Here is a 14,723-nt window from a genome sequence, read left to right on the forward strand (position 1 = left end):
GGAGCCTGCTTCATGGCAAAGTTTTTTATCGATCGCCCGATCTTTGCGTGGGTGATCGCCATCATTCTGATGCTGGCGGGTCTGGCGTCGATCTTCACGCTGCCGGTCGCGCAATATCCGACCATCGCGCCGCCGGCCGTGCAGATCAGCGCGACGTATCCGGGTGCATCGGCGAAGACGGTTGAAAACACCGTCACGCAGGTCATCGAGCAGCAGATGAGCGGCCTCGACCACTTGCTGTACCTGTCATCGACTTCGGACGACTCGGGCACGGCCACCATCACGCTGACGTTTGCCGCGGGCACCAACCCCGACATCGCGCAGGTGCAGGTGCAGAACAAGCTGCAGCTCGCCACGCCTTTGCTGCCGCAAGCGGTGCAGCAGCTCGGCACGAAGGTGACGAAGTCGAGCAGCAGCTTCCTGCTGGTGATGGCGTTCGTCTCGACCGACGGCAGCATGAACAAGTACGACCTCGCGAACTACGTCGCGTCGAACGTACAGGACCCCGTCAGCCGTATCGACGGCGTGGGCACGGTCACGCTGTTCGGCACGCAGTACGCGATGCGGATCTGGCTCGACGCCAACAAGCTGACCAACTTCGGCCTCACGCCGGTGGATGTTCAAACCGCGCTGCAGGCACAGAACGTCCAGGTGGCGGGCGGCTCGCTCGGCGGCACGCCGTCGGTGCCGGGCCAGCTGCTGCAGGCGACGATCAGCGAGGCGACGCTGCTGACCACGCCCGAGCAGTTCGGCAACATTCTGCTGAAGGTCAACCAGGACGGCTCGCAGGTGCGTCTCAAGGACGTTTCGCACATCGAGCTGGGCGGCGAAAACTACAACTTCGACACCAAGTACAACGGTCAGCCGACGGCGGGCTTCGGTATCCAGCTGGCGACGGGCGCAAATGCGCTGGCGACGGCGAAGGCCGTGCGCGACAAGATCGACCAGTTGTCGAAATACTTCCCGCACGGTCTCGTCGTGAAGTATCCCTATGACACGACGCCGTTCGTGCGACTGTCGATCGAAGAAGTGGTCAAGACGCTGCTCGAAGGTATCGTGCTGGTGTTCCTGGTCATGTACCTGTTCCTGCAGAACCTGCGCGCGACGCTGATCCCGACGATCGCGGTGCCGGTGGTGCTGTTGGGCACGTTCGCGATCATGAGCGCCGTCGGCTTCTCGATCAACGTGCTGTCGATGTTCGGTCTCGTGCTCGCGATTGGCCTGCTGGTGGACGACGCGATCGTGGTCGTGGAAAACGTCGAGCGGGTGATGTCCGAGGAGGGGCTGTCGCCACGCGAGGCAACCCGCAAGGCGATGGACCAGATCACGGGCGCGCTGATCGGCGTGGCGCTGGTGCTGTCTGCCGTGTTCGTGCCCGTCGCGTTCTCGGGCGGCTCGGTCGGCGCGATTTACCGTCAGTTCTCGCTGACCATCGTCGCGGCGATGGTGCTGTCCGTGCTGGTCGCGTTGATTCTGACGCCGGCGCTGTGCGCGACGATTCTCAAGCCGATTCCGCAGGGCCATCACGAAGAGAAGAAGGGCTTCTTCGGCTGGTTCAACCGCAACTTCGACAAGAGCCGCGACAAGTACCACTCGGGCGTGCACCACGTGATCAAGCGCTCGGGCCGCTGGCTCATCATCTATCTGGTGGTGATCGTCGCGGTGGGTCTGCTGTTCGTGCGTCTGCCGAAGTCGTTCCTGCCGGATGAAGACCAGGGCACGATGTTCGTGCTGGTGCAGACGCCGTCGGGCTCGACGCAGGAAACCACGGCGCGCGCGCTGAAGGACGTGTCCGACTATCTGCTGAACGATGAAAAGAGCATCGTCGAATCGACCTTCACCGTGAACGGCTTCAGCTTCGCCGGCCGCGGCCAGAATGCGGGTCTCGTGTTCGTGCGGATGAAGGACTACGCGGAACGCCAGCATGCGAACCAGAAGGTGCAGGCGCTGGTGGGCCGGATGTTCATGCACTTCGTCGGCTACAAGAACGCGACTGTGTTCCCGGTCAATCCGCCGTCGATTCCCGAACTGGGTACGGCGTCGGGCTTCGACTTCGAACTGCAGGACCGCGCAGGTCTCGGTCACGACAAGCTGATGGCGGCGCGCAATCAGCTGCTCGGCATGGCCGGCAAGGACCCGATGCTCGCGCAGGTGCGTCCGAACGGGCTGAACGACACGCCGCAGTTCAAGGTCTCGATCGATCACGAGAAGGCGGCGTCGCAGGGCGTGAGCCTGTCGGCCATCGACCAGACGTTCTCGATTGCGTGGGCGTCGCAGTACGTGAACAACTTCCTCGATACGGATAGCCGGATCAAGAAGGTGTACGTGCAGGCCGACCCGCGTTTCCGCATGACGCCGGAAAACCTGAACGACTGGTACGTGCGCAACTCGGCGGGCACGATGGTGCCGTTCTCGTCGTTCGCAAGCGGCCAGTGGACCTACGGTTCGCCGAAGCTCGAGCGCTATAACGGTATCTCGGCCGTCGAAATCCAGGGGCAGGCGTCGCCGGGCAAATCAACAGGTCAGGCGATGACGGCGATGGAAGCGCTCGCGGCGAAGCTGCCGGCGGGTATCGGCTACGAATGGACGGGCCTGTCGTTCCAGGAACGGCAGTCCGGTTCGCAGGCGCCGATCCTCTACGGCATCTCGATCCTCGTCGTGTTCCTGTGTCTGGCCGCGCTGTATGAAAGCTGGTCGATTCCGTTCTCGGTGATCATGGTGGTGCCGCTCGGCGTGCTGGGCGCGCTGCTCGCCGCGACGCTGCGCGGGCTGGAAAACGACGTGTTCTTCCAGGTCGGTCTGCTGACCACCGTGGGTCTGTCCGCGAAGAACGCGATTCTGATCGTCGAGTTCGCGCGCGAGTTGCAGCAGGGCGAAGGCATGGGGCCGGTGGAAGCGGCGCTGGAAGCGGCGCGTCTGCGGCTGCGCCCGATCCTGATGACGTCGCTGGCGTTCATTCTCGGCGTGCTGCCGCTCGCGATCAGCAACGGCGCGGGCTCGGCAAGCCAGCACGCGATCGGTACGGGCGTGATCGGCGGTATGCTGACGGCGACCTTCCTCGCAATTTTCATGATCCCGATGTTCTTCGTCGTCATTCGCGCGAAGTTCACCGGCGACAAGGAAGACCCGGACGAAGCGATGAAGCACTACAACGAGCACCATCCGCATGACCCGCAGGGTGGCAGCGGCCCGGGCAACGCCAGCTAAGGACATTGAGATGCTTAAATATTCTTTGATGGCAGTGGCCGTCGCGCTCGTCGCAGCGGGCTGCACGATGGAGCCGAAGTACCACCAGCCGGCCGCGCCCGTGTCGGGCGCCTTCCCGAGCGAAGGCGTCTACGCGACGCAGCCGGTGTCTGGTGCAGGTGCGCGCTCGGCGAGCGGTCAGGCAGCCGTCGACATCGGCTGGCGCGACTTCTTCGTCGATCAGCGCCTGCAGCAGCTGATCGAGATCGCGCTGAAGAACAATCGCGATCTGCGCGTGTCGGTGCTGAACATCGAGGCTTCGCGCGCGCAGTATCAGATCGCGCGCGCGGCGCTGATGCCGACGCTCGACGCGTCCGCGTCACAGTCGAAATCGCGCACGCCGAAAAATCTGTCGTTCCTCAACCAGACGATCTCCAATCAGTATTCGGTCGGTCTGAACGCTTCGTGGGAAATCGACTTCTTCGGCCGCATCCGCAGCCTGAAGGACCAGGCGTTGGCGCAGTATCTGTCGACGGCGCAGGCGCGCAAGGCGGCGGAGATCGCGCTGGTTGCATCGGTGGCGGATCAGTATCTGACCGTGCTCGCCTATGACGATCTGCTGAAGGTCACGCAGGACACGCTCAAGAACGCGCAAGAGTCGTATCGCATCACGAAGCTGCAGTACGACACGGGTACGGGCTCCGAACTCGATCTGCGTCAGGCTGAGACGGTCGTCGAGCAGGCGAATGCGAATCTGCAGGCGCAAGCGCGTCTGCGGGCACAGTCTGAGAATGCGCTCGTTCTGCTGGTCGGCGAGCCGTTGCCGCCCGATCTTCCGGGCGGTCTCGCGCTCAACGACCAGGACTTGCTGACCGACATTCCCGCCGGTCTGCCGTCGGATCTGCTGACGCGCCGTCCCGACATCGCCGAAGCCGAGCAGAACTTGCTCGCGGCGAACGCGAATATCGGCGCGGCGCGCGCGGCGTTCTTCCCGCGCGTCTCGCTGACGGGCAGCTTCGGCACGCTGAGCCCGACGCTCGGCGGGCTGTTCAAGCCGGGCTCGGCGGCGTGGAGTTTCGCGCCGCAGATCACACTTCCGATTTTCGAAGGCGGCGAGAACAAGGCGAATCTCGATCTCGCAACGGTGCAGAAGAACATCCAGATCGCGCAGTACGAGAAGGCGATCCAGACGGCCTTTCGCGAAGTGGCCGACGGGCTCGCCGCGCGCGGCACATACGACCAGCAGATCAAGGCGCTCGAGCGCAATACGTTTGCAGAACAGCGTCGCCTCGATCTGTCGGACCTGCGCTACAGGAACGGCGTGGACAGCTATCTCGCCGTGCTGACCGCGCAGACCGATCTGTATTCGTCGCAGCAGTCGCTCATCACGGCGCGCATGCAGCGTCTGACGAACCTCGTCGATCTGTACAAGGCGCTGGGCGGCGGATGGATCGAGCGCGCGGGCGAACAGCCGCGTCCCGCCGACGCACCCGTCGACTATGGCGCAGCGAGCGCGCCGGTTGCTGCTTCGGCAGCGGCGGCTGCTGGCTGAACGCCCCGATTCGAACGACCATCGCTATTCCTTCCTGCAGTAAAAAAACGCCACGGCATGCCGTGGCGTTTTTTTTTGAGCCCGTCTTCCTACAAGCCTTGTCCAGATGGCCAGTTTAGTTATCCAGATCGTTTTAGAGCATGGTTAGCCGTTAGCATCACGTACGGATCTGGCAAGGTTGATGATCCGTAACGTGGTTGTCAATTGACAACTTATTGAGGGCGCTTTACACTGGAGTTACTGATGAGTCGTCGAAGTCATTCGAAGAAGGAAATCGAGTCGGCGCTCGGCCATGCGCAAGCGAACGGCTGGCGCGTCGTGCCTGGTTCAGGTACCGGGCACGCGTGGGGGCGCATGTATTGCCCATACAACGACACCGATTGCAGATGCGGCGAGTTCTGCATTGCCAGTATCTGGTGCACACCGCGCAATGCAACCGGTCACGCAAGAACGTTACGTCGCATCGTCGAGAACTGTGCGCCGCATCGTCAGAAGGTCATCTCTTTGCGGGTGATCGCCGAATCAAACCGGCGCGCTCGCGAGCAGGATCAGCACGGGCAGCAACAGGAGCAGCAACCAGAGAAGGAAAAGGAGCAAACATGGAATACACCTTCACGCTGAAGTACCGTCTGAGCGCAGAAGACTGCGATTTCGACGAGATCGTCGAGCGTCTCGCGGCCGAGGGCTGCGACGATGCCACCGTGGGTGTCGGTCAACCGGGGCGGCTTGCACTTGCGTTCGCACGCGAGGCGAAGAGCGCGACGCATGCACTCGTGAGTGCGTTGAAGGACGTACTTCGCGCAGTGCCCACGGCGCAGCTGGTCGAGGCCGCGCCGGACTTCGTCGGGCTGACGGATGTCGCGGAAGTGGCGGGCGTGTCGCGCCAGAACATGCGCAAGCTGATGCAATCGCATGCCACGGAATTCCCCGCGCCTGTCCACGAGGGCAGCACGTCCGTGTGGCATCTGTCGGACGTGCTCGAATGGATGCACGATCGTGGCGATTACGATATCGCGCCGGAGGTCTTCGAAGTCGCGAGATCGGCGAAACAGCTCAATCTGATGAAGGAGGCTCGCAACCTGGAGCCGAAGGTGACGCGACACTTCAACAACCTGGTCGCCTGATGGTCTTGCGGGGGAGTGCGGCGGGGTGACGGCGTGCGCACGACTCGAGGTCATGCGCACGCGGTAGGGATTGCTATGGCTTTCGGCTAGTGCATGTCGGCGGCACGCAGCATTTCGTCGCCGGGAATGGCGTCGTCTTTGCCGCCACGCCCGTCGAAGTCGTGGCCGGCACGGCGAATATCGCGAGTCGCGGCGCGTTCGCCCTTCACGCCGTTGAAAATCAGGTTCAGCACGACGGCCGAAACCGACGCCAGCAGAATGCCGCTATGCAAAAGCGGCGACAGCGCGGGAGGCAGTTTCGCGAAGAAGTGCGGCGAGACGACAGGCACGAGACCCAGGCCAATGCTGACCGCGACGATAAAGAGGTTGTGATGGTTCTTCACGAAGTCGACTTTCGAGAGCACCTTGATCCCGTTCGCCGCCACCATCCCGAACATCACAATGCCTGCGCCGCCCAGCACGAACGACGGCACCGACGCGACCACCTGGGCCATCTTCGGGAACAGGCCGAGCAGCACGAGAATCACGCCGCCCATCGCGCAGACAAAACGGCTCTTGACGCCCGTCACGCCGATCAGGCCGACGTTCTGCGAGAACGACGTGTGCGGGAACGAGTTGAAGACGCCGCCAATCAGCGTGCCGAGACCGTCCACGCGCAGGCCGCGCACGAGCGTCTTCTGATTGACGGGCCGCTCCACCATGTCGCCGACCGCGAGGAACATCCCCGTCGACTCGATGAACGTGACGAACATCACGGTAACCATGGTCGCGATCGAAAGCGGATCGAAGTGCGGCAAGCCGAAGTGAAACGGCATCACGAAGCCGACCCACGGCGCGCTCGTCACGCCTTCCATGTTCACGCGGCCCAGCAGCGCGGCAATCACGAAGCCGGCCACGATACCGAGCAGCACCGAGATGTTGGAGACGAAGCCCTTGCCGAACTTGTTGATGAGCAGAATCAGCATGAGCACGACGAACGACAGCCCGAGGTAGACGGGATTGCCGTAGTCAGGGTTGCCGACGCCGCCCGCCGCCCAGTTAATACCCACTTCCATCAGCGAAAGCCCGATTACCGAGATCACCACGCCGACCACGACGGGCGGGAAGAAGCGCAGCATTTTGCCGATCATCGGCGCGGCGATGATGCCTATCACACCCGCCGCGATGGTCGATCCGAAAATGTCCAGTATGCCAAGGCTGGGGTTCGTGCCGATCGCGATCATCGGGCCGACGGCGGCGAACGTGCAACCCATGATGACTGGCAGGCGGATGCCGAAAATCCACAGACCGAGTGTCTGGATGAGTGTGGCGATACCGCAGGAAAAGAGGTCGGCGCTGATGAGAAAGGCGATTTGCTCTTTCGGCAGTTTGAGCGCGCTGCCGATGATAAGTGGCACGGCGACGGCCCCTGCGTACATCACCAGTACGTGCTGAATGCCGAGCGTCAGCAACTGGCCGAAGGGCAGTCGCTCGTCGCACGGATGAACCGTGTTCGAGTGCATCTTGTCTCTCTCCACATCTGGTTTTGGGATGACTCCAAGGTATGCGGGACGAAAAAGCGCGACAAGACCACTGCTTCCTATTTCAACCTTTGCCGGGGCGATATGCGTGGACCAGATTTGGAACGGCTCCGTTATGCGAGCTTGGAGAAATTTGCCGGAAGCCCTTATGCCGTGGTGGCTTGCGGGAATTTCATCAATACGGCGCGCCGTCGCGACGTACGCGTGCCCATATGATGTGTATTGCGGTTCGCACATAATGCGTTTTCGGGGCGCGCCTGTTTTGGGGTGGGTTAACCCGCGACGATGGGCCGAGGCATGTGAAAATGATCGTCCGCCGCCCGGTCAGCGTGAAGCAGGCGCCCGCGTGCATAACGTCCACAGCAACCACCTATTCAACGCATCGCATTCATGTCCTTTCTTGGCATCGATCTCGGCACAGGCTCGCTGAAACTCGCGATCGTCGACGACGAAGGCCGCGAGCAATGCGCGACGAGCGTCGCCTATGCTATCGATACACCGCACCCCGGCTGGGCGGAAATCGATCCGCAGGTCTGGTGGCGCGCGCTATGCGAAGCGGCATCGCGTTTTCCCGAAGCACAACGCAGCGCCGTGCGCGCGGTCGGCTTTTCCGGTCAGATGCATGGCGTCGTGCTGAGTGACGCGCAAGGCAAGGCCGTGCGCCCCGCGATGCTTTGGCCTGACACGCGTGCATTGGCCCTGCTCGATGCATGGCCCGCGCCGCAACCCAACCCGGTCGCGCCCGGCATGGCCGGCCCGCTGCTGAGATGGGTCGAGCAGCACGAGCCGGAATCGATGCACGCAGCGCGCTGGGCCTTGCAACCGAAAGACTGGCTACGCTTCAGACTAGGTGGCACGATCGCAACCGATCCCTCCGATGCCTGCGCGACTGCGCTTGCCGATTCATCCGGCGCGTGGAACAACGCGTTGCTCGAGCGGCTCGGGTTGCCGCGCGACTGGTTCGCGCCGCTCGCTGCGTCGTATGCCGCGTCCGGCACGCTGTCCGCTGAAGCGGCCAATGCGCTTGGCTTGCGCGCGGGTATCGTGCTTGCCACGGGTGCCGGCGACACGCCGTGCGCGGCGTTCGGCAGCGGCCTTGCAAACGACGGCGACGCGCTGCTCACCACGGGCACGGGCGGCCAGATTCTCGTGCTGGCCAACGACGAACCCGATGCCGCGCCAGGTCTGCATCGCTATCGGGCCGCGACTGATCACTGGTATCGGATGGCCGCGATGCAAAACGTCGGCGTCGCGCTCGAAGCCGTGCGCGGCTGGCTGTCGTATGAATGGAATGACGCATATCGCGATGCGTTCGAGTTCGATGCAGCGCCGGGCCTTACGTTCTTGCCGTATCTGACGGGCGAGCGCACGCCGTGGCTGAACCCGGCCGCGCGCGGCGGATGGCTTGGCCTTGCGCTCGGCACATCGCGCGGCGCGATGATGCGCGCCGCATTCGAAGGCGTCGCGTTTTCGCTGCGGGCGGGACTCGACGCCATCCGGCAGAGCGGCGCGCGGGTGCCAGCGTTGCGTCTCGCGGGCGGCGGGTCCGTCGATGCGCGCTGGCGGCAGTTGCTCGCCGACGCGTTGCAAGTCGAACTGCATGCTGTCGATTGTCCGAACGCGGCGGCGCGTGGCGCCGCGATGCTCGGCGGCATCGCGGCGGGTCACTGGAACACCGGCGATCTTGCAGCGCTCGCGCCCGCCGCGACGCGCGTCGCCGGGCCGCGTGACGAGCCGGAACTCGCCGCGCGCTATGCGCGCTTTATCGATCTGTATGGCCGCGTCGAACCTTGGTTCGCGTCGCCGTCCGCATGACGTGCGCTCGCCATGCGCCGTCGCATGAGGACAATCGCGCGGCGCGGCGTGCCATTCACGCGCCTTGTATTTGCGCGATCATGTCCACAGCGCGGCGCGCGAACATGGGCGACAATCCGGGCCGCCGCGTTTCACGGCAGCGGTGGACAGATTCAAGGCTCGGCTTCAGGAAACGGGTTGAGGGGTTTAAGGAACTACAGGAGCATTCACGATGAAGACGAAAGCAGCAATCGCATGGAAGGCAGGCGCACCGTTGACGATCGAAGAGGTCGACCTCGAAGGTCCGCGCGCGGGTGAAGTGCTGATCGAAGTGAAGGCGACGGGCATCTGCCACACCGACTACTACACGCTGTCGGGTGCAGATCCGGAAGGCATCTTCCCGGCGATTCTCGGCCACGAAGGCGCAGGCGTCGTAGTCGATGTCGGACCCGGCGTCGGCACGCTGAAGAAGGGCGATCACGTCATTCCGCTCTACACGCCCGAGTGCCGGCAATGCAAGTTCTGCCTGTCGCGCAAGACGAACCTGTGTCAGGCGATCCGCTCGACGCAAGGCAAGGGCCTGATGCCCGATGCGACGTCGCGCTTCTCGCTCGACGGCAAGCCTTTGTTCCACTACATGGGCACGTCCACCTTCTCGAACTACATCGTCGTGCCGGAGATCGCTGTGGCGAAGATCCGCGAAGATGCCCCGTTCGACAAGGTCTGCTATATCGGCTGCGGCGTGACGACGGGTGTCGGTGCTGTCGTCTATTCGGCCAAGGTCGAGGCGGGTGCGAATGTCGTCGTGTTCGGCTTGGGCGGCATCGGCCTGAATGTGATCCAGGGCGCCAAAATGGTCGGTGCGGACAAGATCATCGGCGTCGACATCAATCCGGGCCGCGTCGAACTCGCGAAGAAGTTTGGTATGACGCACTTCATCAACCCGAAGGAAGTCGAGAACGTCGTCGATCACATCGTCCAGTTGACGGACGGCGGCGCGGACTACTCGTTCGAATGCGTCGGTAACACCACCCTGATGCGCCAGGCGCTCGAATGTACGCACAAGGGCTGGGGCCAGTCGTTCATCATCGGCGTGGCAGCGGCGGGTGAGGAAATCAGCACGCGGCCGTTCCAGTTGGTCACGGGCCGTCAGTGGAAGGGCTCGGCGTTCGGCGGCGCGCGCGGCCGCACCGACGTGCCGAAGATCGTCGACTGGTACATGGAAGGCAAGATCAACATCGACGACCTGATCACCCATCACCTGAAGCTCGACCAGATCAACGAAGGCTTCGACCTGATGAAGAAGGGCGAGTCGATCCGCTCGGTCGTCATCTATTAAAGGAGTCGCGCGATGCTCGAACTGATCGAATCGCACGCGTCGTTCGGCGGCACGCAGCGTATCTACAGGCATGAGTCGAAGGCAATCGGTTTGCCGATGCGCTTTTCGGTTTTCCTGCCAAAAGAGGCATCGCAGAAGAAGGTGCCGGCGCTGTTCTATCTTGCCGGGCTGACCTGCACCGAAGAAACGTTTCCGATCAAGGCTGGCGCGCAGCGTTTCGCTGCGCAACACGGCATCGCGTTGATTTCGCCGGACACCAGTCCGCGCGGCGCCGACGTGCCGGGCGAGACGGACGCGTGGGACTTCGGCGTCGGCGCGGGCTTCTATGTCGACGCCACGCAGGCGCCCTGGTCGAAGCACTACCGGATGTACTCGTACGTGCGGGACGAATTGCGCGAGACGGTCACCAATGAGTTGCCTGTCGATGGCGGGCGGCTCGGCATCTTCGGCCACTCGATGGGCGGCCATGGCGCGCTGATGCTCGCGCTGCGCAATCCGGACATCTATCGGTCGGTGTCGGCATTCGCGCCGATTGCTGCGCCGATGCGCTGCCCGTGGGGCGAGAAGGCGTTCAGCGGGTATCTCGGCGCGGATCGCGAGGCGTGGAAGCAATACGACGCGAGCGAACTGGTGGGCAAGGCGACGCGCAAGTTTGCGGAAGGGATATTGGTCGATCAGGGCATGGCCGACCAGTTTCTTGCCCAGCAGTTGAATCCCGACGTGTTCGAAGCCGCGTGCAAGGCGGCTGGACAGCCGCTCACGCTGCGTCGGCACGAAGGCTACGACCACGGCTATTTCTTCATTTCGACGTTCATCGAGGATCATCTCGCGCATCACGCGAAGGTGTTGTTGGGGTGAGGGGGTGGGGTTGCTATCGCTTTCGCTTTCGCTGGCATCCGCGTTTCGTTATCTCGCTTCACGCGTCGCCCCTGTGCGGGGCGGCACCTACTTTTCTTTGCCGCCGTGTACAGACTGGAGACATCGCTGACAGGTGTACAGGGACATCGTTGACACTTTCGGGTAATCAAACGCCCGGATTTTCAACCATGCCCTGGGATGTAAAAGACATCATGAATCGCCGCGAAGATTTCGTCCGTGAGGCCGCCACACAGGCGCTCGCGTTCAGCGAACTGTGCCGCAAATACACGATCACCCGCCAGACCGGCTACAAGTGGCTGGCCCGTCACAGGGCGGAAGGCATCAAGGGCCTGGCCGACCGCTCCCGCCGCCCGCATCACAGTCCCAAACGCTCAGCGCAGACCATCGAGGCGCGGGTGCTCGAAATGCGCCAGGCGCACGGCTGGGGCGGGCGCAAGATCGCCCAGCGCCTGCGCGATCTGGGCGAAACACAGATTCCCGCGCCCGCCACGATCACTGAGATCCTGCGCCGTCACGGGCTCATCGATGAACAGGCGTCGCGCCAGCGCCAGCACTGGCAGCGCTTCGAGCACGAGTATCCGAACTCGCTGTGGCAGATGGACTTCAAGGGTGACTTCCCGACCCTGGAGAGCGGACGCTGCGCGCCATTGACGGTCATCGATGACCACTCGCGCTACAACGTCGTGCTGAGCGCCTGCTCGCGCACCACCACGCAGGTCGTGCAGGAAGCGCTGGAGCGGGCGTTCCGCTGCTACGGGCTGCCTTCGTGCATCAACACCGACAACGGCGCGCCATGGGGCTCGCCCAGCGCGCCGGGCCAGCTCACCGAGCTCGCGGTCTGGCTGATCCGGCTGGGCATCCATGTGAGCTATAGCCGGCCGTATCACCCGCAGACCAACGGCAAGGATGAACGGTTTCACCGCTCGCTGAAGGCCGAAGTGTTGCAGCGGCATGCGTTCACCACGCACGAGCACGTGCAGCGGGAACTGGATCGCTGGCGGCAGGTGTACAACACCGAGCGTCCGCACGAGGCACTGGGAATGGCGGTGCCGCTCACCCGCTACGCGTGCAGCCTGCGCAGGATGCCTGGGCGGCTGCCAGAGCCCGAATACCGCTGCGGCGACGCGGTTTTACGGGTCAACTCAAGCGGCGTGGTGCGCGTGCGCGGCGAGAAACTGAAGCTCTCGATCGCACTCAAGGGGCTGCAGGTGGCCGCCCGCCCGAGCGAGGACGAAGACGGTGTGATTGACATCTGGTTCGCCCATCAGCGGGTCGCAAAACTTGACCTGAAGGCAGCAAAACCCTGACCATCATGTGTCAGCGATGTCTCTGTACATGTGTCAACCATGTCTCCAGTCTGTACACCGCCGCAAAGAAAAGTAGGCAAAAGAAAGCGGCTCACACCGCCAATTCTTGACGTTTGTCCACGGGCCCTCAACGTCCCCACCCTTCACACGCCAGCGCCCCAGTTGCTGCCCATTGCCAACGCTCCGAATCAACGCCTCACCCGCTTCAAATACCCGTAGCCGGGCAAGCGGCAGCGAATCGTATATGCCGCCCAGGTGGCAAACTGTGTGTAGGTTGTCGCGTCGTACAGGGTAGCGCTCCTACCGGGTGGGACGCGCGCGCTATCGGTTCGAAGTGAGGCGGGCGAGGCACTACGGCCTATACACAGTTTGCCACCTGGGCGGCGGTGGACTGTCTGGCGCGGCGTGCTGAAGCGCAGTTGCGTGAAGCGGGTGAGGCGCTCATTCAGAGCGCTGGCAACGGACGTGGGTCACGTGGTTGCCGTGTGAAGCGTAAGAACCTTTGGGGGCCCTCAGGCAAGAACAAGAACTGGCGGTGTGAGCCGCTTTCTTTTGCCTACTTTTCTTTGCGGCGGCGTAACTATTCAGCGGTAACCAGAGGTGAAACGACGAATCCGGCAAAGCCTAACGCCAGCGCGTTGATCAGCGAACGGTTCTGCTTGCGTAAGGTGGCAAGGTAGGAGCGGATCGTGCAGAACGCCTCCATGCCCGATTCCGAGCGGAAGCACCCGGAAATCTTCTGTTTGAGTTTGGGCATGCGGATATCGCGTTCGGCCTGATTGTTGTCGAACGGTACGCGGTGATCGGCAATGAAGCGCCACACCTCATCGGCATACTTGTGAAGCCGTGTGAGCAGGTTGCAGGTAAAGCTTTGCCTGATCCTGCCGCGACGTTCCTGGCGCAAGGGCTCACGCGCCTGCTGTGGATTGAGCTTGCGCGCCCGGGCGATCAGGGCGCGGCTGCGCCGTGTGTAATAGCGTTGGCGCGCCGGGCTCAGCATGTTGTTTCCTGAAGCCCGACTGAGTTCGACCTCGCGCTTTGCCTGGCGAAGCAGGTCAATCATCTGCTGTGCCCAGGGTTGCTGCGTGGACTCCAGGACGAACACCAGTTCACGCAGATGATGGGCATTGCACAGCGCATGCTCACACTCATAGCCGGCATACGGCCGCCAGCCGTCATGGACCGCGACTCCCGTAAAGCCGGGGAGAATGCCGAAGCTGTCCAGCGCCTGACTGCCGCGCTTGCTGTGCGCGCCATACCAGCTCAACGCGTGCGTCGAGGCGACATGCAGCCAGTGGGACTCACGCCCCACGCGCATGCAGCTCTCATCGAAATGCACGACGGGTTGCCCGCGTAGCGCCTGCTGGATCTGATCAACGCACGGCGCCAGTAACTGCGCGGCCTGATCAATACTGTGCTGGACGGTTCCCGTACTCACATGCAAACCGAACAGGTCTTCCAGCGCCTGGGCGGTGCGCGCAACCGGCAACTGCTGGTATTGCGTCAGATAGACGGCTGCGGCGCGAATCTGGGGGCCGTACTGAACCGCCTGGCTCACGCCCTTGGGAAATGCCCCCGAATGCTGCTTGCCGCAGCAGCGGCACTGTGCGATCTGCACGCGATGTTCAGTCACCTCAAAGCGCGTGGGCGGCAGATCAATCACCTGGCGGCCTTCGGGCAACACGGCCACGCTGGCTGCCGCGATGCGGTTGCCACATTTATCGCATACCCGCGCCACCGGGTGAATCTCGATGTGATCGGCTTGCGCGACGCGTTTGAGCGTCTTGCCTTTGTGCCCCGGTTGGGCGCCCGGCCTAGCGTCGCTCGTGTTACGCAATGACTTTGGCTTGCGCTTCGGACCATCGCTTGACGGCGGCTTGCTGGAGTTATGACTGTCCTTCTCAAGCTTTGCCTCGAGCTCGTTCAGACGCCTCACCAGATCAATGATAAGTGCGTCCTTCTGCTCCGGTGTCAGCTCCTTGATGTCGGGCATCTTCGTCATGCCCCTCACTATGCACATCC

10 protein-coding genes are annotated in these 14,723 nt (G+C 63.0%); 8 read left to right on the forward strand and 2 right to left on the reverse strand.

Translation table 11 applies throughout. The features are described from left to right. Window positions 1–12: 12 nt before the first annotated feature. The 4 genes from C2L66_RS02610 (at window position 13) to C2L66_RS02625 (ending at window position 5,862) form a co-directional block, all read left to right on the forward strand. Window positions 13–3,207, forward strand: a complete 3,195-nt coding sequence (locus C2L66_RS02610; RefSeq protein ID WP_054929798.1) for an efflux RND transporter permease subunit — start codon at window positions 13–15, stop codon at window positions 3,205–3,207. A gap of 10 nt (window positions 3,208–3,217) precedes the next feature. Further along, window positions 3,218–4,738 (forward strand): efflux transporter outer membrane subunit, encoded by a 1,521-nt coding sequence (locus tag C2L66_RS02615; protein ID WP_060602229.1) that lies wholly within the window; start codon window positions 3,218–3,220, stop codon window positions 4,736–4,738. A 243-nt stretch (window positions 4,739–4,981) separates the two neighbouring features. Next, complete coding sequence (locus tag C2L66_RS02620) at window positions 4,982–5,359, forward strand: hypothetical protein (RefSeq protein WP_082670358.1); 378 nt, start codon at window positions 4,982–4,984, stop codon at window positions 5,357–5,359. Continuing rightward, window positions 5,338–5,862 carry a helix-turn-helix transcriptional regulator gene (locus C2L66_RS02625; RefSeq protein WP_054929800.1) on the forward strand — a complete coding sequence of 175 codons (525 nt, stop codon included), beginning with the start codon at window positions 5,338–5,340 and terminating at the stop codon, window positions 5,860–5,862. Before C2L66_RS02620 ends, C2L66_RS02625 begins: the two co-directional genes overlap by 22 nt. A gap of 86 nt (window positions 5,863–5,948) precedes the next feature. On the opposite strand, the gene C2L66_RS02630 is transcribed toward C2L66_RS02625, so the two are convergent. Further along, window positions 5,949–7,364 carry a nucleobase:cation symporter-2 family protein gene (locus tag C2L66_RS02630; RefSeq protein ID WP_054929801.1) on the reverse strand — a complete coding sequence of 472 codons (1,416 nt, stop codon included), beginning with the start codon at window positions 7,362–7,364 and terminating at the stop codon, window positions 5,949–5,951. Between the two features lie 408 nt (window positions 7,365–7,772). On the opposite strand from C2L66_RS02630, the gene C2L66_RS02635 reads away from it, so the two are divergent. The 4 genes from C2L66_RS02635 to C2L66_RS02650 all read left to right on the forward strand — a co-directional run bounded on the left by C2L66_RS02635 (window position 7,773) and on the right by C2L66_RS02650 (window position 12,701). Continuing rightward, window positions 7,773–9,197 (forward strand): xylulokinase, encoded by a 1,425-nt coding sequence (locus C2L66_RS02635; RefSeq protein WP_060602225.1) that lies wholly within the window; start codon window positions 7,773–7,775, stop codon window positions 9,195–9,197. A 211-nt stretch (window positions 9,198–9,408) separates the two neighbouring features. After that, the gene (locus C2L66_RS02640) at window positions 9,409–10,515 is read left to right on the forward strand and encodes an S-(hydroxymethyl)glutathione dehydrogenase/class III alcohol dehydrogenase (protein ID WP_007581381.1); all 1,107 of its coding nucleotides are present in this window, start codon (window positions 9,409–9,411) and stop codon (window positions 10,513–10,515) included. Between the two features lie 12 nt (window positions 10,516–10,527). After that, window positions 10,528–11,373 carry an S-formylglutathione hydrolase gene (gene fghA / locus C2L66_RS02645; protein ID WP_054929804.1) on the forward strand — a complete coding sequence of 282 codons (846 nt, stop codon included), beginning with the start codon at window positions 10,528–10,530 and terminating at the stop codon, window positions 11,371–11,373. 188 nt (window positions 11,374–11,561) lie between these two features. Next, window positions 11,562–12,701 (forward strand): IS481 family transposase, encoded by a 1,140-nt coding sequence (locus C2L66_RS02650; protein ID WP_060600163.1) that lies wholly within the window; start codon window positions 11,562–11,564, stop codon window positions 12,699–12,701. Between the two features lie 580 nt (window positions 12,702–13,281). On the opposite strand, the gene tnpC is transcribed toward C2L66_RS02650, so the two are convergent. Next, the gene (tnpC, locus tag C2L66_RS02655; RefSeq protein WP_054935262.1) at window positions 13,282–14,703 is read right to left on the reverse strand and encodes an IS66 family transposase; all 1,422 of its coding nucleotides are present in this window, start codon (window positions 14,701–14,703) and stop codon (window positions 13,282–13,284) included. Window positions 14,704–14,723: the final 20 nt, after the last annotated feature.

It is taken from the genome of Paraburkholderia caribensis (assembly GCF_002902945.1).
Taxonomy (GTDB): domain Bacteria; phylum Pseudomonadota; class Gammaproteobacteria; order Burkholderiales; family Burkholderiaceae; genus Paraburkholderia; species Paraburkholderia caribensis.

What these genes read in the sequence shown, in the direction of transcription:
- C2L66_RS02610 (WP_054929798.1), top strand. Translation starts at nt 13, where the DNA reads ATGGCAAAGTTTTTTATCGATCGCCCGATCTTTGCGTGGGTGATCGCC.
- tnpC (WP_054935262.1), bottom strand. Translation starts at nt 14,703, where the DNA reads ATGACGAAGATGCCCGACATCAAGGAGCTGACACCGGAGCAGAAGGAC.
- fghA (WP_054929804.1), top strand. Translation starts at nt 10,528, where the DNA reads ATGCTCGAACTGATCGAATCGCACGCGTCGTTCGGCGGCACGCAGCGT.
- C2L66_RS02650 (WP_060600163.1), top strand. Translation starts at nt 11,562, where the DNA reads ATGCCCTGGGATGTAAAAGACATCATGAATCGCCGCGAAGATTTCGTC.
- C2L66_RS02635 (WP_060602225.1), top strand. Translation starts at nt 7,773, where the DNA reads ATGTCCTTTCTTGGCATCGATCTCGGCACAGGCTCGCTGAAACTCGCG.
- C2L66_RS02630 (WP_054929801.1), bottom strand. Translation starts at nt 7,364, where the DNA reads ATGCACTCGAACACGGTTCATCCGTGCGACGAGCGACTGCCCTTCGGC.
- C2L66_RS02620 (WP_082670358.1), top strand. Translation starts at nt 4,982, where the DNA reads ATGAGTCGTCGAAGTCATTCGAAGAAGGAAATCGAGTCGGCGCTCGGC.
- C2L66_RS02625 (WP_054929800.1), top strand. Translation starts at nt 5,338, where the DNA reads ATGGAATACACCTTCACGCTGAAGTACCGTCTGAGCGCAGAAGACTGC.
- C2L66_RS02640 (WP_007581381.1), top strand. Translation starts at nt 9,409, where the DNA reads ATGAAGACGAAAGCAGCAATCGCATGGAAGGCAGGCGCACCGTTGACG.
- C2L66_RS02615 (WP_060602229.1), top strand. Translation starts at nt 3,218, where the DNA reads ATGCTTAAATATTCTTTGATGGCAGTGGCCGTCGCGCTCGTCGCAGCG.